General features: G+C 72.3%; 14 protein-coding genes. 12 read left to right on the top strand and 2 right to left on the bottom strand.

Annotated elements, in window-relative coordinates:
- The 4 genes from AOK01_RS34695 to AOK01_RS34680 form a co-directional block, all read left to right on the top strand.
- On the top strand, positions 1–1,039 hold a 1,039-nt coding region (locus AOK01_RS34695), incomplete at its 5' end, for an AMP-binding protein (RefSeq protein ID WP_055518737.1).
- Between the two features lie 61 nt (positions 1,040–1,100).
- The gene (locus tag AOK01_RS34690) at positions 1,101–2,549 is read left to right on the top strand and encodes a carboxyl transferase domain-containing protein (RefSeq protein WP_055518735.1); all 1,449 of its coding nucleotides are present in this window, start codon (positions 1,101–1,103) and stop codon (positions 2,547–2,549) included.
- A gap of 311 nt (positions 2,550–2,860) precedes the next feature.
- The gene (locus AOK01_RS34685; RefSeq protein WP_055518733.1) at positions 2,861–3,898 is read left to right on the top strand and encodes a rod shape-determining protein; all 1,038 of its coding nucleotides are present in this window, start codon (positions 2,861–2,863) and stop codon (positions 3,896–3,898) included.
- 51 nt (positions 3,899–3,949) lie between these two features.
- Entirely contained in the window at positions 3,950–5,536 is a 1,587-nt protein-coding gene (locus tag AOK01_RS34680) for a GAF domain-containing sensor histidine kinase (RefSeq protein ID WP_055518744.1), read from the top strand.
- An 82-nt stretch (positions 5,537–5,618) separates the two neighbouring features.
- Here AOK01_RS34680 and AOK01_RS34675 read toward each other — a convergent pair whose 3' ends face one another.
- Positions 5,619–6,134 (bottom strand): MarR family winged helix-turn-helix transcriptional regulator, encoded by a 516-nt coding sequence (locus tag AOK01_RS34675; RefSeq protein WP_198427945.1) that lies wholly within the window; start codon positions 6,132–6,134, stop codon positions 5,619–5,621.
- A 186-nt stretch (positions 6,135–6,320) separates the two neighbouring features.
- Here AOK01_RS34675 and AOK01_RS34670 point away from each other — a divergent pair, with 186 nt between their 5' ends.
- The 8 genes from AOK01_RS34670 (at position 6,321) to AOK01_RS34635 (ending at position 14,213) form a co-directional block, all read left to right on the top strand.
- Positions 6,321–6,971 (top strand): FMN-dependent NADH-azoreductase, encoded by a 651-nt coding sequence (locus AOK01_RS34670; RefSeq protein WP_055518731.1) that lies wholly within the window; start codon positions 6,321–6,323, stop codon positions 6,969–6,971.
- Between the two features lie 39 nt (positions 6,972–7,010).
- Positions 7,011–8,504: a PucR family transcriptional regulator gene (locus AOK01_RS34665; RefSeq protein WP_055518730.1), complete on the top strand. Its 1,494-nt coding sequence runs from the start codon at positions 7,011–7,013 to the stop codon at positions 8,502–8,504.
- Positions 8,505–8,693: 189 nt separating this feature from the next.
- Positions 8,694–9,191, top strand: coding sequence for a flavin reductase family protein (locus AOK01_RS34660; protein ID WP_063792915.1), 498 nt, complete (start codon positions 8,694–8,696; stop codon positions 9,189–9,191).
- A 124-nt stretch (positions 9,192–9,315) separates the two neighbouring features.
- Positions 9,316–10,530 (top strand): acyl-CoA dehydrogenase family protein, encoded by a 1,215-nt coding sequence (locus AOK01_RS34655; protein ID WP_079104008.1) that lies wholly within the window; start codon positions 9,316–9,318, stop codon positions 10,528–10,530.
- Between the two features lie 61 nt (positions 10,531–10,591).
- Positions 10,592–11,479, top strand: a complete 888-nt coding sequence (locus AOK01_RS43855) for a cupin domain-containing protein (RefSeq protein ID WP_055518728.1) — start codon at positions 10,592–10,594, stop codon at positions 11,477–11,479.
- Positions 11,476–12,246: an HpcH/HpaI aldolase family protein gene (locus AOK01_RS34645; RefSeq protein ID WP_055518726.1), complete on the top strand. Its 771-nt coding sequence runs from the start codon at positions 11,476–11,478 to the stop codon at positions 12,244–12,246. Before AOK01_RS43855 ends, AOK01_RS34645 begins: the two co-directional genes overlap by 4 nt.
- Positions 12,243–12,836, top strand: a complete 594-nt coding sequence (locus AOK01_RS34640; RefSeq protein WP_055518725.1) for a nuclear transport factor 2 family protein — start codon at positions 12,243–12,245, stop codon at positions 12,834–12,836. The genes AOK01_RS34645 and AOK01_RS34640 overlap by 4 nt, the downstream gene beginning before the upstream one ends.
- 33 nt (positions 12,837–12,869) lie before the next feature.
- The gene (locus AOK01_RS34635) at positions 12,870–14,213 is read left to right on the top strand and encodes a DUF3500 domain-containing protein (RefSeq protein ID WP_055518723.1); all 1,344 of its coding nucleotides are present in this window, start codon (positions 12,870–12,872) and stop codon (positions 14,211–14,213) included.
- Between the two features lie 22 nt (positions 14,214–14,235).
- Here the strand turns inward: AOK01_RS34635 and AOK01_RS34630 are convergent, their stop codons facing one another.
- On the bottom strand, positions 14,236–16,371 hold the full coding sequence (locus AOK01_RS34630) for an acyltransferase family protein (protein ID WP_055518721.1): 2,136 nt from the start codon (positions 16,369–16,371) through the stop codon (positions 14,236–14,238).
- Positions 16,372–17,051: the final 680 nt, after the last annotated feature.

Genomic DNA, 17,051 nt, shown 5'->3' with positions numbered 1-17,051 from the left:
CTACACCTCCGGCACCACCGGCCCTCCGAAGGGCGCCGTCATCCCCCGCCGGGCCATCGCCACCACGCTGGACGCCCTCGCGGACGCCTGGCAGTGGACCGGCGACGACGTCCTCGTGCACGGCCTCCCCCTCTTCCACGTACACGGCCTGATCCTGGGCATCCTCGGCCCGTTGCGCCGCGGCGGATCGGTACGGCATCTCGGCCGCTTCGAAACGGCGGGCGTGACAAGGGAGTTGAGTACCGGCGCCACGATGCTGTTCGGGGTCCCGACGATGTACCACCGGATCGCGGAGACCCTGCCCGACGACCCGGCCCTCGCGAAGGCGCTGGCGAAGGCGAGGCTGCTCGTGTCGGGTTCGGCGGCCCTGCCGGTGCACGACCACCAGCGGATCGCGGAGGCGACGGGCCGACGCGTCATCGAGCGGTACGGGATGACGGAGACCCTCATGAACACGAGCGTCCGCGCGGACGGCGAGCCCCGGGCGGGCACGGTCGGCGTACCGCTGCCCGGTGTCGGGCTGCGGCTGACGGAGGAGGACGGGACGACGGCCGTGGAGGCGTACGACGGGGAGACCGTGGGCGAGATCCAGGTCCGGGGGCCGAACCTCTTCACCGAGTACCTGAACAGGCCCGACGCTACGGCGGCGGCCTTCACCGAGGACGGCTGGTTCCGCACCGGCGACATGGCGGTCCGCGACCCCGACGGGTACGTACGCATCGTCGGCCGCAAGGCCACCGACCTCATCAAGAGCGGCGGCTACAAGATCGGGGCGGGCGAGATCGAGAACGCCCTCCTGGAGCACCCCGGCGTACGGGAGGCCGCGGTCACGGGCGAACCGGACGCCGACCTCGGTGAACGGATCGTGGCGTGGATCGTGCCCGCCGACCCCGAGGCCCCGCCGTCCACCGACGAGTTGGCGGACCACGTGGCCGGCCGCCTCGCACCCCACAAGCGCCCCCGTGTCGTCCACTACCTCGACACCCTGCCCCGCAACGACATGGGCAAGATCATGAAACGCGCCCTGACTCATGACTGAGGGGTCGGAGGGGTCGGAGGGGACTGGGGGGACTAAGCGGTCTGAGAGGTCTGAGAGGTCTATGGGTTCCCGGCGGTTCACGGCCCGCGAAGCGATCCGTCTCGTCGCCGCCGACTTCTCCGAACTACCCGTCCCACCGGGCCCGTACGCGCCGGACGGGCCGGACGGGCCACTGTCCTGGCAGGGGTACGACGCCTCGCGCGCCCGAGCCGCCGACCGCACCGGTGAGCAGGAGTCCGTCGTCTGCGGTACCGCCATTCTCGGTACCGCCGCCCTCGGTACGACCGCGGCCGTGCTGATCTCGTTCGAGTTCGGCTTCCTCGGCGGTTCGCTGGGCGAGCGCACGGGCGACCGGCTGGAGGCCGCGTACACGTACGCGCGTGAGCACCGCCTCCCTGTTGTCTCGCTCGTCGCGACGGGCGGCAGCCGTATGCAGGAGGGCATGCGCGCACTGATCCAACTCCAGCGTGTGGCACGGCAGTCGACGCTCACCCGCGCCGCCCGCCTTCCCCAGATCGCCGTCCTGCGCGACCCGACGACGGGCGGCGGCTGGGCCACCCTGGGCGCGGGCGCCGACGTGATCCTCGCGCTGCCGGGCGCGCAGGTCGGTTTCGCCGGCTCGCGGGTCCGGCCGCCCGACGCGGACCCGGCCGCGTACACGGCCGAGGCGCAGCTGGCGGCGGGAGCGGTCGACGCGGTGGTGCCCGAGCGGGAGCTGCCGGAGGCACTGGCACTCTGGCTGCGCCTGCTGAGCCGTCCGTCGGCCACGTCGCCGACGTCGCCGACATCGGCCATCTCCGCCACGTCCGCCACTTCCGCCACGTCGATCACGTCGGCCGAACCCGTCCCGCCTCCTCCGGCGCTGGGCGACACCGGCCTGCCGACCACCGGCTGGGAGGCCGTACACAACGCCCGGTCTCCTCAACGGCCGCGCGCGCACGCCTACTTGGACGCCCTCCTCATCCACCGCGCGGCGATCAGCGGCGACCGCTGCGGCGGCACCGACGACGGCATGCTCTGCGGTTTCGGCGTCCGGGCGGAGGACGGCCGTACGGTCGCCTACGCCGCCCAGACCGGCACCGCCACACGCCCCGCCGGCTACCGCACGGCCGCCCGGCTGGTCCGGCTCGCGGACCGGCTCCGTATCCCCGTGCTGACGTTGGTGGACACCCCTGGTGCCGCCAATGACGCGGAGGCGGAGCGGCAGGGCGCGGGGGCGGCGATCGCGGACCTGTTCGGAGCGGTGGCGGCCTCGGAGACCCCGATCACCACCTTGCTGATCGGGGAGGGCGGCTCGGGAGGTGCGCTGGCCCTCGCGGCGGCGGACAACACGTGGGCCACGCCGGACAGTTACTTCTCCGTCATCGCCCCCGAGTCGGCAGCCGCCATCCTCAAGCGCCCCGCGCAGGAGGTACGGGCCACGGCCGACCAACTCCGCATCCGCCCCCAGGACTTGGTGGAGCTGGGTGTGGTGCGCGGCATCGTGGAACCGCTGCCGCCCGCCACGTAGTTCCCCCCGGTCCGCCACGTAGCTCCCCCGGTCCAGTGGGTGTCACCCCCAGCGGTGCCGCCCTGGCTTACCGGAGACCACACCCACGCCCATGACGAGCACGCACCCTCCACGCCCCTCGCCCTCTCCACACCTCAAGGGGAGCGTCCCCGCCCACCACCCGATTGCCCGTACGCCCCGAAGACCACCCATCCAGCGGCACCCCACCCGGCCCACTCCGGAGGGCGACACCTTGTCAGCTCCCGCACGATGCGTAGGGAGGACCGCCGCCCGGCGAAGTCCCACGGTCTGCGTTCTCGGGAGGACCCGCCATGACTGCCAGTCTGGAGCAGTTGCGCCGCTGCCACTTCGCCGTCGACCTGGGGGCGGCGAGGACCCGTGTCTTCGTGAAGGGGGCCGGGCTGATCGTCGACCAGCCGAGCGTCGCCGCCGTGAACACGAAGACCGGCGCGCTGATCGCGGTCGGTGAGTTCGCCGAGAAGATGACGGGCCGCACTCCCCACTACATCCGCGTCGTACGCCCCGTCTCCGGCGGCACGGTCGTCGACATCGAGATGGCCCAGCGCATGCTCCGCCAGCTCCTGGGGGACAAGGTCCGCCGCACCCTGCGCCGCAAGCCCCGGCTGCGGGCCGCCGCCTGCACCCCGCACGACTCCGACCCGCTGGCCCAGCGCGCCACGGTCGAGACACTCGTCGGTCTCGGCGCGCGGCGCGTCGAACTGGTCGACACGCTCATCGCCGCCGGTGTCGGCTGCGGACTGCCCGTGGAGCGCCCCGAGGCCACCATGATCATGGTGTGCGGGGCCGCCGCCACCCAGGTCGCCGTGCTGTCGCTCGGCTCGATCGTCACCGCCGAACGCATCCCCGTGGGCGGCGAGGCCATCGACCACGCGATCGTCCAGCACCTGCGCCACCACCACGAGTTGATGCTGCCCTCGCAGTCGGTACGCCCCCTGCAGCTCGCCCTCTCCGGAAACGGCCTCACGCCGCACGGCCCTGCCTCCACCGAGATCCACGGCCGGGACGTGGCCACCGGTCTCGCCCGTTCCGTACAGGTCGACACGGCCGCCGTACGCGACGCCATCCAGACCCCGCTGACCGCCGTGCTCGACGGCATCGGCAAGGTGCTGCGCGCCTGCCCGCCGGACCTGGTGGCCGACCTCGCCGACCGCGGGATCATGATGGTCGGCGGCAGCGCACTGCTGCCGGGCCTCGACCAGATGCTGCGGCAGGCGACGGGTATGCCGGTGCACATCGCCGAACGGCCCGAGGTGTGCGCGGTCCTCGGCCTGGGCGAGATGCTGGAGGGCAGGATCGAACCGCTGGTCCTCGACTCGACAGCCGGCTGAGCACCCGCATCCGCCTTGCATTCGCATCCGCATCCGCATCCGCATCCGTACGTGCCTACGCCGCAGAGCCCGCTCCCCCCGCTCCCCCGTCTCCTCGAAGCCGTCCTCGATGTCGGCAGTGACCTCGAACTGCGCGCCACGCTGCAGCGCGTCGTGGAGAACGCGGCCACGCTGACCGGCGCCCGGTACGCGGCGCTTGGCGTGCTCGGCCCCGGCGACAGCGGCCTCGCGGAGTTCTGCACGACCGGGCTGACGGAGGACGAGCGGGCGCGCATCGAGCATCCGCCCAGCGGACTGCGGGGCCTGCTCGGCGCCCTCGTCCGGGAGCCCGCGCCGCTCAGACTCACCGACCTGACCGCCGACCCGCGTTCGTACGGAGTCCCGCCCGGGCACCCGGAGATGCACAGCTTTCTCGGCGTACCGCTGCTCGTGCGGGACGAGGCGTACGGCAACCTCTACCTCACCGAGAAGCGCGACGGCCGCCCGTTCACCTCCGAGGACGAGCAGGTGGCGCGCCTGCTGGCCGCCCAGGCGGGCATCGCGATCGGCAACGCCCAGCTGTACGAGACGGCCCGCCGGCGGGAGCGCTGGATCGAGGGCGCGGCGGCGGTGACGACGGCGCTGCTCACCGGTGAGGCGGCGGCCGACGCGCTGATGACGGTCGCCGAGCGCGCCCGTGTCCTCGCCGACGCGTCGGCCGGGGTGATCCTCCAGCCCACGGACGAGGGCGGCATGGAGATCGTCGCGGCGTCGGCGCCGGCCAGGCCCGGCGGCCTGATCGGCACGGTCATCGCGCCGGGCAGCGCGGTCCTGGAGCAACTCCTCGGCGGGGAGCCCGTGTTCATCGACGACTCGGCGACCGACCCGCGCATGACGACTCCGGTACGGCACCGATTCGGGCCCAGCATGATGCTGCCGCTCCAGGCCGAGGGCCGGCTCATCGGCACCCTCGCCCTCCCCCGCCGGCGCGGCGACCCTCCGTACAGCCCCGCGGAGAAGCTGCTGGCCACGCAGTTCGCCTCGCAGGCCGCGCTGGCGCTGGTGCTGGCCGACGCCCAGCAGCGCCGGGAGCGGCTCGCCGTCTTCGAGGACCGCGACCGGATCGCCCGTGACCTGCACGATCTGGTCGTCCAGCGGCTCTTCGCCACCGGCTTGATGCTGGAGTCCACGCAGCGCCGCACGGCCGCGGAGGAGCGGGACGCCGGGGTCCACGCGACGCTCGGGCGGGCCGTCGACGAACTCAGGTCGACCGTCCAGGAGGTCCGTACGGCGATCTTCACCCTGCAGCAGCCGCCCGCCGACGCCCCCACCAGCTTCAGGGGCAAGGTGCTCCGCGAGACGGCGGGCGCCACGGCGGTCCTCGGCGTGCAGCCGTCGGTCCAGTTCACCGGGCTCGTCGACACCCGCATCCCGGACCCGGTGGCCGGGCAGCTCCTCACCGCCCTCCGGAACGCCCTCGCCGCCGCGTCCCGCCGCACCGGCACGTCCCGTATCAGGGTCACGGTCGACGCGACGGTGACGCTCCCGGACGGCCGCCCGGGGGTACGCCTCACGGTGTCCGCCGACGGGGACGTCGGCGCTGCCGGGGATGGGAACAGGGAGGAGGACGCGACAACGACGTGGCAGTCTCCCCTTTGACCAACTTTGACCAACGGCTGCCAGTCGCTGACTGCTGCCGGCAGCCGCCGGCAACTGCCGCATAGCGCCCGCGAGTCCCGTCTCACTCCGGTGGGACGTGCCCTTTTTCGGCGTAGGTCTCGTCGATGAGCCGGACCGCCTCGGGTGAGGCCACCAGCATGATCTTGCGCAGAGCGTTGCGCAGTTGGCCCAGTTCCTCGGCGGTCAGGGGGTCGATGACCATGCGCCGGACCTCGCGCACATGGAACGGAGCGGCCTCGACGATCTTCTCCTGGCCGGCGTCGGTGAGGACGGCCTCGACCGAGCGCGAGCCCTCCGAGCAGGTGCGCCGCTCGACCCAGCCGGCTTTCTCAAGCCGGCTGACCGCGTGCGACAGGCGCGACTGGGAGCCGTTGGCCATCTGCGCCAGCGTGGCCATCTTCATCGCCAGCTGCGGGGCACCGGACAGGCCGGCCAGGATCGAGTACTCGAAGAAGTTCAAGCCGGAGTCACGGCGCAGCTGGGCATCGACCACCGCGGGCAGTTGCGTGATCGCACCCGTCAGTTGCATCCAGGCGTAAAGCTGCGTCGGTGTCAGCCAGGGCACGTCCTCACTCACTCCTCCAGCTTAGGTGATCAATTGCAAGGGGCTCCGCGACCCCCGCGCGTCCCCGGAGGGACGGATTGAACATTCAACCCAATCGTGGCACCATCACACCACGGGTTGAATGTTCAATCCGCGCGATCGCATCGGGCCGGGAGGTCCGTGCGTGCTGACGACATGACGAACTCAGGGAGTTTCTCCATGACCCTCTTGCGTATCGACGCGAGCATCCTCGGCCCGATCTCGGCGAGCAAGGAGCTGGCCGACCTGGTCCTGGCCGAGTGGGCGGCCGGGCGCCCGGACGAGAAGGTCGTGACCCGCCACCTGGGTACCGACCCGCTGCCCTCGGACGCGTGGGCGATCGCCGTGGACGCCGCGCACAACACCCCCGTGGACCAGCGCAGCGACACCCAGAAGGCGGCCGACGCCCTGGCCAAGGAGGTCTACGACGAGGTGATCTCGGCCGACGCCGTCGTCCTCGCGTTCCCCCTCTACAACTGGGGCGTGTCCGCCCACGTGAAGAGCTGGATCGACCTGGTCATCGCCGGTGCCGTCGTCACCGGGGGCACCGCGGGCGACCGCGTCCTCGAAGGCAAGCCGGTCGTCCTGCTGACCACCCGCGGCGGCAACTACTCCAAGGGCACCCCGAAGGAGGGCTGGGACCACAGCACCCCGTACCTGCGCCGTGTCCTCGCCGACGCATGGGGCGCGGAACTCACCGTCGTGGAGCGGGAGTTCACTCTCGTCGGCATCAAGCCCGAACTCGACCAGTTCGCCGCACTCGGCGCCCAGCTGAAGCAGACCGCCCATGACGCCGCCACCGCCGCGGGCAAAGCCCTCGCCGCCGGCTGACGTCACCCCGGCACACCGAGGGCGAGGGAGGGCGGCGGTGTGACCGGGACCGGTCGACAGCGGTCACGGCGGCCACAGCGGCCACAGCGGGCCTGGGTCGCGCGGCTGAGCCCGCGGGGTGAGGTCGACATCGACCGGGTGGCATGCCCGCGCGCGATCGTCGAGAACGCCGTCGCGCGCGTCGGCGCTGACCCCGTGCGCTGGGCGATCGAGCTGAGTTCCGTGGTCGTGCGGCGGATCGTCGCGGAGGTGCCACGTCTCGGCGGCAGCCCCGCCGCGGTCGAACTGCTCCGCCGGGGCAACGAAGTGACCACCCTGCGGGCGTTGTTGACGCTGGTGGAAGGACCGGCCGCCGCCCCGCCCACCACTGAGGCGACCCTGGAGGGCATCCGCGAGTTCGTGCACCGGGGCGTACCTCTCGAAGAGGTGTTGCAGGGCGTCCGGATCGGGCACGCGGCAACGACCGAGGCGTTCCTGCGGGCCTGCGCCGAACTGATCGGCCCGAACGACCCGGACGACCCGAACGGCCCGGACAAGGCGGTCGACGAGGTCACGGCGGTCTCCCGCGAGCTGTTCTCGTACGTCGACGACCTCTCCGACACCATGATCCGCACCTACCTCGCGGAGCACGAGGTGTGGAGCACCAGCGCCGCCGCGGCACGGGCCGACACCGTACATTCCCTGCTGAACGATGCCGCGACGGCCGCGGCGACGGACGTCGGCGAGGCGTCGCGGGTCCTCGGCTACGACCTGTGGCGGACCCACCAGGCGGTGGTGGTGTGGTCGGACTCGCCGAACGGCGGCTCCACGCTGCAGGCGGCGGCGACCGAGGTGCTCCGGGCCCGCGGCGCCACGACGACCCTGGTCATACCCGTCGCCTCCGGGCGGCTGTGGGCATGGGGCACCGTGCCCCCGGGTGGCACGCGCCGGACCGGCCCGTGGGAGCCCGGCGCGGAGGCCGCGCGGAAGACCGAGTGGCAGACCGAGTGGCAGACCGTCGAGGAGGCACTGTCGCGGCACCGGGCGCACGCGGCCTTCGGAACTCCCGTCGACGGCGTCGCGGGCTTCCGCCGCTCTCACCGCGAGGCCGAGCGCGGGGAGAGGGTCGAGCGGCTGCGGCGGGAGGCCGGGCGGGCTCCGAGGCGTACGACCGCCTACGCCGACGTCGCCACCATCGCGCTGCTGGCCACCGATCTCGACGCCGCCGGTGACTTCGTACGACGCGAACTCGGCGGGCTCGCCGCCCGCGGCGCGCCGATGGAGGCACTGCGGACCACGCTCCACCACTACATCGGCGCCGAGCGCAGCCTCGTGGAGGTCGCCCGCCGCCTGCATGTGGCCAGGGGGACCGTGACCTATCGCGTGAAGCGGGCCCAGGAGGTGCTGGGACACGACCTCGACGACCGCCGCTTCGCCCTCCACACCGCTCTGGCACTCGCCGAGGAACTGGGGGACGCGGTCCTCCTGCCTCGCCCCCTTCACGAGCCTCACGAGCCTCACGAGCTTCACGGGTCTCACGACGCCGAGCGGTGAGCTCGATCGGCCGGCGGTCGCGGCCCGGGCCGGCGCGGCAGTCCCGGACCGGCGCGGGGGACCAACGGGAGACCGGAATCCTGAGCCGGCAGACCAAGCGGCCACCCCCGGAGCCGAAGTTCACTTGGTGATGTCGGAAGCGGCGATCCGCTGGGCCACGTAACCCGACATCCACACACCGGGAGGCGCATGATGATCGACCGAGAGACCTTTACCGAGCTGATGAGCGGGGTGTGCGCCCCGGTCACCGTGGTGACGGCGACGGCCGCCGACGGCCGCCCGCACGGCAGCACCGTGTCGAGTTTCGCCTCGCTCTCGCTCGACCCCCCGCTGGTGAGCTTCGCCCTGGACCGCGCCTCGGGGCTGCTGGCCCACCTCCAGCCGGGCGACCCGGTAGGCGTGAACATCCTCGGCGCCCACCAGCAGGAGCTGGCATCGACGTTCGCCCGTCGGCACCGGGGACCGGGCCTGAAGTTCGACGGCGTCACCTGGACCGTCCGCGCCGGACTTCCCTACCTGCCCGAGTCCGCCGGCTGGACCGCGGGCCGCGTCGAACGCCACGTGGACGGCGGTGACCACATCCTGCTCGTCGTGCACATCGAGGAGGCCGAGTCGACCGCCGCGGCCCCGCTGGTCTACGCGCGCCGGGTCTTCGGCACGCACTCGCTTCTCGCTGTCGCGAGCTGAGCCGCACCCGCACCGCGTACCCGAGCCCGTATGCGTACCCGTGTGCGTACCCGAGCCCGTACCCGTAACGGTGCTTTGTGCCCCGTACCCCGCACGACCCCCGACACCGGAGTGAGTGACGACGATGAGCATCATCATGGACGCCCCCCGCACCACCGACGCGGCGCGTGCGCTGCGGGCCGAGCTCGTCGAGCGCGCCGCCACCCTGCGACCGCTGCTCGCTCGCAACGCCGACCGGACCGACCGTGAGCGCGGGGTGCCCGCGGAGAACGTCGGCGCCCTGGCCGAAGCCGGTCTGCTCTCGCTGATGCAGCCCGCCCGTTACGGCGGCCTGCAGACCGACTACCGCACGCTGCTTGAGGTCAGCCGCGAGACAGGGCGCGCCTGCGGCTCCACCGCCTGGGTGGCCTCCCTGCTCAATGCGAGTGCGTGGTTCGTCGGTCTCTTCCCCGCGCGGGCCCAGGACGACGTCTGGGCGGACAAGCCCGACGCGCGGATCGCCGGCGTCGTGACGCCCTCGGGCACCGCGCGCGTCGTCGAAGGCGGCTACCGGGTGAGCGGGCGCTGGGCCCCCGCCTCCGGGTGCGCCCACGCCGACTGGGCGGTCCTCGGGGTCACCCGGCCGGACGCCGAGGGCACGTCGGACGCCGTCGGCATCGTGCTCGCGCCGATGGCCGAACTGACCGTCGAGGACACCTGGTTCGTGGCGGGCATGCGCGGGACCGCGTCGAACACACTCGTCGGCGAGGACCTGTTCGTACCCGCGCACCGCTTCCACTCCGTCCCCGACGCCGTCGAGGGCCGTTACGCCACACCGTTCACCGACGAGACGCTCTACCGGGCACCGTTCGTGCCGGCCGCCGCGCTCGTACTGACCGGGCCCCAGCTCGGGCTGGCTGCGGCGGCCGTCGACCTCCTGGTGGAGAAGGCCCCGCTGCGGGCGCTGACCATGACGAACTACGCCACCCAGGCCGAGGCGCCCACCATCCAGCTCGCCGCCGCGAACGCCGCGTCGTTCGCCGACTCCGCCCAACTGCACGCCTACCGCGCTGCCGCCGACATCGACGAGGCCGCGCGGGCCGGGGCGTTCCCCTCCTACGACGCGCGGGCCCGGATGCGGATGGACGCGGGAATGGCGGCGGTCCACGCGCGCGAGGCGGTCCGCATCGTGTGCTCGGCCCAGGGGGCTTCGAGCTTCGGCGAGTCCAACCCGCTGCAGCGCGTCTGGCGCGACATCGAGACCGGGAGCCGGCACGCCGTGCTCAACCCCGAGGTGGCCGCCGAGATCTACGGGAAGTCGCTGTTCGGCATCCGGGGCACGGTGTCCGTGCTGGTGTAGAGCGCTCTTCGCCGACCGCCAACGCGCAATGCAATGCAATGCGATGCCATAGGAGAGGCCGATGACCATCGCCGCAATCGTAGGAACCTCCGTCGTCGACGAGCTCGCGGAACGTGATCCGGACCTGGTCTCCGCCGGCGGCAGCCGGACGTGGTCGCTGTGCGGCCGCAACTTCGTGGTGGCGATCACCGAACTCGAAGCGGGTGACCGCCTCACCGAGCACGGTCTCCCGGACGAGTACGTGCTGCTCGTCCAGGACGACGCGGTGGTGAGGGTGGAGCACGACGGCCGACCCTCTGCACCCGTGTCCGAGCCCGCACTCGTCGTCGTACCGGCCGGCACGAGTACGGTGCACGCGGCGTCGTCGACCACGGTGGTACGAGTGTTCACCGCCCGCTGCGACGAGCAGATGAGGCGGGCCGTCAACCACGCCGCCGGGGCCGACCCGCGGGCCGCACCGCTACCGGCGCCCGGCAAGGCCGACGGCGACGGCGGCGACAGCGACAGCGACAGCGACAGCGACAGCGACAGCATCCGCGTACATCGCCTGCGTGACGTACCCGACGACGAGGGACGTCTCGGCCGGATCTTCCGGACGACGTCGCTGATGGTGAACTGGTTTCCGGTGCACGAGGGGCCACGCGACACCGAACGGCTCTCGCCGCATTCCCACGAGGACTTCGAGCAGATGTCGGTGACCCTCGCCGGGAACTACGCCCATCACCTCCGGGTCCCGTGGACGGCCCGGATGAGTGAGTGGCGCGACGACGAGGACGTCCGAGTCGGCAGTCCCTCGATGACGCTGATACCGCCGACCGTCGTGCACACCACCCGCGCCGTGGGCGCGGGCCCGCACACGCTCGTCGACGTCTTCGCCCCACCGCGCGAGGACTTCCTCGCGAAGGGGTGGGTACTCAACGCCGACGCATACCAGGGAGCCCACCGGTGACGGGCGATCCGTCGTTTCCCCGGCTCGGGGCCTGGGTCAAGCTCCCCGCACCGGAGAGCGTCGAGTTGCTCGCACTCGCCGGGTTCGACTTCGTCGTGATCGACGCCGAGCACGGCGCGATCGGCACCCGCACGATGTCGACCATGATCGGGCTGGCCCGTGGCTGCGGGATCGAGCCCTTCGTCCGGGTCGCCGGCACCGCGCCACGCGATGTGCAGGTCCCGCTCGACGCGGGTGCGGCCGGCCTGTTCGTCCCGCAGGTCGACGACGCCGCCCGAGCGCGGGAGGCCGTACGGACGACTCGCTTCCCGCCGCTCGGACGACGCGGCGCCAGCACCTCCGGACGGGCGGGCCGGTGGGGGCTCGACACCCTCGGCGACTACCTGCGGTCCGGCAACGACGAGGTCCGCCTCGTCGTCCAGGCCGAGAGCGCCGAAGCTCTCGCGGCGATCGTCGAGATCGGAGAGGTTCCCGGCGTCGACGCGGTCTTCATCGGCCCGACCGATCTCGCGGTCTCCAGCCGGTTCCGCGAGGGTGTCGGCAGGCCGGCGGACCTCGTCGCAGCCGCCGAACGACGCTGCGGCGACCACCACATCACCCTGGGGACCACGGCGGCCTCCGTCGGCACCTCGGCCGACGCGTCGGAACTGCTGGACCGTCGCGGGTACGACTTCGTCGTCCTCGGAGCCGACACCACGATGCTGCGCCAGGGCGCGCAGGCGCTGGTGAACGGTGTAGGCACCGCCACTACGGCGGCCACCCGATGACCCCCGACGCACGGACCGCCGCCGCTCAGGCCACCGACGACACCCGGACGACCGATACCCGGACGGTCGGCGGCCCGGCCCACGCGCTCTCCCTCTCCCCCGCCCTCTCTCCTTCCCTCATACAGACCGAGTTGTCGATGCTGGTGACGGCGCTGTGGTTCGAGATCGACCACGGTGACGGTTCGGCGGCCTCCGGCTTCTTCACCGCCGACGCCGAGCTGACGTTCTCGCGCCGGACCTTCCGCGGCGCCGACGAGATCAACGGCGTGTACGGCGCCCGCGCCGCACGGGGGCCGCGGGTCTCACGTCACCTGATGTCCAACTTCCACGTCCTCCGTCACGAGACCGACAGCGTGGAGGCCGTATCAGCCCTCGTGCTCTACGCGCAGGACGGCACGCCCCCCGTCCCGACGACCGTTCCGGTGCTGGTCGCCGACGTGTTCGACCGCTTCGTCCGGGCCGACGGGCCGGATGTACCGGACAGACCTGACGTACCGGACGGGGAGGCTCGCCGGTGGCTCATCGCCTCCCGGCGGATCGAGAACCGCTTCCTCCTGCCGGGCGACGTCCTCGCCGTTCCCACCGAGTAGACCGAGCAGACCGAGCAAGGAGACCGATGCCTCATGTCTCACCAGCGGCACCCGGGAGATTTCCCCCTCCCCGCCACGCGCGGCGATCTGCCGATCGTCGACTCGTATCTCTTCGACGACCTGCTGCCCCCGGAGGCGGCCTTCGAACTGACCGCCGGCCTGCGCCGTCACCTCGATCCCTACGTCGGCATCACCGAGAACGGCACGCCGCGCCCGGACCTCTACCGACTCGACGACCGTACGAAGACGTCCCCGCGCTCCGCCGTCATGGCGGCCCGCGCCTACCTCGACGGACTGGCGCCCCATCAGCGTGTGGTCGCCGCCCTGCCGATGGACGCCGCGGAATGGCGGCTGTGGACGAACGCGATCCCGACCTGGCACCCGAAGGGCATGCGCCTGGAACGGCTCGCCGACCGTGACCGCGACCACGCGCTCGCTGTCATAGAGGCGAGTCTCAGCTCTGCCGGCTACGCCCAAGTACGAGCGGCGATGGCGCTCAACGAGAACCTCGGCGAACTCATCGACGACTACCGGGACACCCTCACGGAGTTCGCCTACTGGTTCACCGTCTTCGGGACTCCCTCGGACGACTCCCCGTGGGGATGGCAGCTGATGGGCCATCACGTGGATCTGCACTGCGTCTTCGTCGGAGGGCAGGTGGTGCTCGCCCCCGTGTTCCTCGGTGCCGAGCCCACGACAGGAACCGGCCGCTTCGAGGGCATCACCGCCCTCGGTGACGAGACCGAGGTCGCCCTGGCATTCCGCCGCACCCTGGAGCCCGGCCGGGAGGACGAGTTCCTGATGGGGCCGTCCCTGCGCGCGGAGGACCTTCCGCCCGAACTCGCCGGCCCGTGGAACGGACGGCATCTGGCCGGCGCGGGCAGTGACAACCTCGTCCTGCCTCCCGAGGGAATCGTCGCGGCAAGCCTGCCGGCCGACCAGCGTGACGGCCTGGTGGAACTGATCCGGGTCTATCTCGACCGCCTCCCGCCCGCCCAGGCCGAACGCGAACTGGAGCTCGTCCGCGAGCACTTCGACGAGACACGGTTCGCCTGGCGCGGTGGCCACGACGACGAGTGCGCCTTCTACTACCGGATCCAGTCCCCCGTACTCCTGGTCGAGTACGACAACCACCCCGGTGTCTTCCTCACGAACCCCGAGCCCGCCCGCTTCCACGTCCACACCATCGTGCGGTCGCCCAACGGCAACGACTACGGCCGTGATCTCCTCGCCCAGCACTACCGGCTCCACCACGACGGTCACGGCGTCGGAGCCGGAGCCGGAGCCGGAGCCGGAGCCGGAGCCGGAGCCGGAGTCGGAGTCGGAGTCGGAGTCGGAGTCGGAGTCGGAGTCGGAGTCGATACCGACGTCGCCTGACATCGAGCGACGCAAACCGCGCTCAGCCGCCCACGAGCCGATCCAGCGACGGCGCCAGAACCGGGGCGATCGCCTCGGCGTACGCCTCCGAGAGGTGGCTGTCGTCGCGGTAGACGGCGGTGTCGGCGACGACCACGGGGCAGATGCCGGTGCGGGGCGCGCAGAGCCAGGGGGTGGGGTCGATGACGGTGGTGTCCGTCGTGGACGCGGCGGCTCGTACGGCGGCGCCGCGGGTCGCGTCGCGGGTCGCGGCCGGCAGGTGGTTCGCGCAGGCGTGCAGTTGCAGGGAGTTCCTGGCGGCGCAGTCGACCGGGTCGCCCTCGGGCCACGGGGTGTCGAGCAGGGCGGCGACCCGGGCGCCGGAAGCGCGCAGGTCGCGGAAGGTGTTCTCGAAGCCGGTGGTCCACTGGTGGAGGAGGTCGGCGGCGGGGCGGACCGGGTCGCCGGCGTCCGAGGACGTGACGACGACCAGGGCGGGGCGCAGGGTCCTGATCCTCGCCACGGCGTCGGAGCGCCAGGTGTCGCAGGCGGTGTACGGCTTGTGGCCGCTGACGATGGTCACGTCGGCGACCTTGCAGGAGGCCTTGGTCATCGAGACCAGCTTCCAGCCGCGTGCGGTGGCGAGCCGTCGCAGGGCCGGGAACCACTGGGCCGCGTGGGAGTCGCCGAAGAGGACGACCGTACGGGAGGAGGCCGGGTCGCCGTAGACGCAGGGCCGGGCACGGGTGGCGGCGTAGTCGACGTGGCAGCCGTCCCGGTAGATCGCGGAGCGGGCGGACTTCACCTTCGGCAGGGGCGGGGCGAGGTTGCTCGGCAGGGCGGTGGGGGACGACGTCAGGAGTTCGGTGAGACGTGCCTGGGCGGCGGGCGCGTCGGAGAGAGCCTGTGCCAGCGCGGGCGCGGGGCCGCCCACCTCGATCGTCGGCGGGACCGCCGTCGCCGTCAGGGACAGCGCCGAGGCGCCCGCGGTCAGCGCGACCCCGAAGGCCAGGGCGCGGCGGGGACGTTTATGGAAGGCCCGGTGGAAGCGGACCGGGTTCTCGACGAGGCGCAAGGTCAACCACGCCAGGCCGAGCGCCACCGCGCACAGCCCGAGCGCGAGCGGCAGTTCGGCGGTACCGTCGGGGCGGCCGAGCGCCGCCGGGGCTATCACCAGCAGCGGCCAGTGCGCCAGATACCAGCCGTACGAGAGACCGCCGAGCCACACCAGCGGTCGCCGCCCCAGCAGCCACCGCGCGCCGTACGGGGTGGGCGCGCAGCCCCCGGCCAGGACGAGCACGGCGCCGGCGACCGGCAGGAGGGCGTGGTAGCCGGGGAAGGGCGTCTCGTCGTCGTACCAGAAGGCCGCCAGCGTGACGCAGGCGAGGCCGAGCCAGCTCAGCGGGGCCGCGAGGGCGGCGGGCAGTCGTTCCAGCCGGCCGGTGGCCAGCGCGAGGAGGGCTCCGGCGCCCAGTTCCCAGGCCCGGGTGAGGGAGCCGAAGTACGCCCAGGGCGCCGAGGCGTTCGTCAGGAGGACGCTCGCCCCGAACGACACCAGACACAGTGCCGCGAGCGGCAGCGCGACCAGTCGGCGCCGGCCGCGGGCGACGCGCCAGGTGAGCAGCAGGAGCAGCGGCCACACCAGGTAGAACTGCTCCTCGACGGCGAGCGACCAGAAGTGCTGGAACGGCGACGGCGGGCTGTTCTCGGCGAGATAGTCCGTACCGGCCGCCGCCAGCCGGAAGTTGACCGCGTAGAGCGCACTGGCGAGGGCGTCGCCCGCGTACTCGGTGAGCCGCGCCTTCGAAAGGAACAGCCACGCCCCGCCCAGCGTGACGGCGATGACCAGGGACGACGCGGGCAGCAGCCGCAGTGCCCGGCGGGCGTAGAAGGAACGGACCGACACCCGGCCGGTGGCGGCGAGTTCACGCAGCAGCAGCGCCGTGATGAGGAAGCCGGAGATCACGAAGAAGATGTCGACGCCGATGTAACCACCGCCGACCTGGGACACACCGGCATGGGAGAGCACCACAAGACCGACGGCCACCGCGCGCAGCCCCTGGATGTCGAGCCGCAGGGCATGGCCGCGGGGCGGTGCGGTTCCGCCGCTCGCCGGGAGGGTACGTATGCCGACGGACGTGGAGGTACGTATGCCGGTGGACGTGGTGCTGCTCGACATCAGGGCGTGACTCCTCGGGGCGACTGACCTGCTTCGATCAAGAAGATCAGCCCGACCGCACACGGGTTCGCTGTCGCGGCCCCGATCTCACCTCGGATACGAAGGTTCAACCGGCGGAAGCCATGGGTTCACCCCTATTCAGCCCTGCGGATGATCCACCCGGCGAACCACGCGACCCGGCCGGGCCTCGCACCACCGGCGCGGAGATGATCGCGCCCGGCACCGCACACCTCTTGACTCGTGGCGCATCTGCGTAAAAACTGAGGCACCAACTCCTGACAACGTTGTCAAACTGTCAGGCGTGCCTTTGTGGTCTGCCTGTGGGGGGGGTCTTCTCATGCCAGCACGCGTGACGCGTCCGCGCGTCGTGACGAAGCAGGTCCCGGACCGACGGCCGACAGGCCGGCGGCCACGGGCGCTGCGTGCGCTTCGCCGACAGGCCGGCCGGGGGGCGGCCGGTCTGGGCGGCCGGGCGGTCTGGGCAGCCGGGACGGCCAGGCGGGCTGGAGCGGCTGGGCGGTCAGGCGGGCGGTCAGTCGGCCGGGATGCGGGTGGAGCCCGTCGGCTGACCCGAGGCCGCGACCGCCGGGCACGGTGAACGGCGGAGCGAAGGCCTGACGCCGGACGGCCCGCCGGTCATCACCACCCGCGCCTTCACCCTCACCCTCACCCTCACCTTC

It is taken from the genome of Streptomyces aurantiacus (assembly GCF_001418335.1).
In the GTDB taxonomy this organism is placed as follows: Bacteria; Actinomycetota; Actinomycetes; order Streptomycetales; family Streptomycetaceae; genus Streptomyces; species Streptomyces aurantiacus.
The sequence above is the reverse complement of the archived record's forward strand: the minus strand, read 5'-3'. Positions and strand labels throughout refer to the sequence as shown.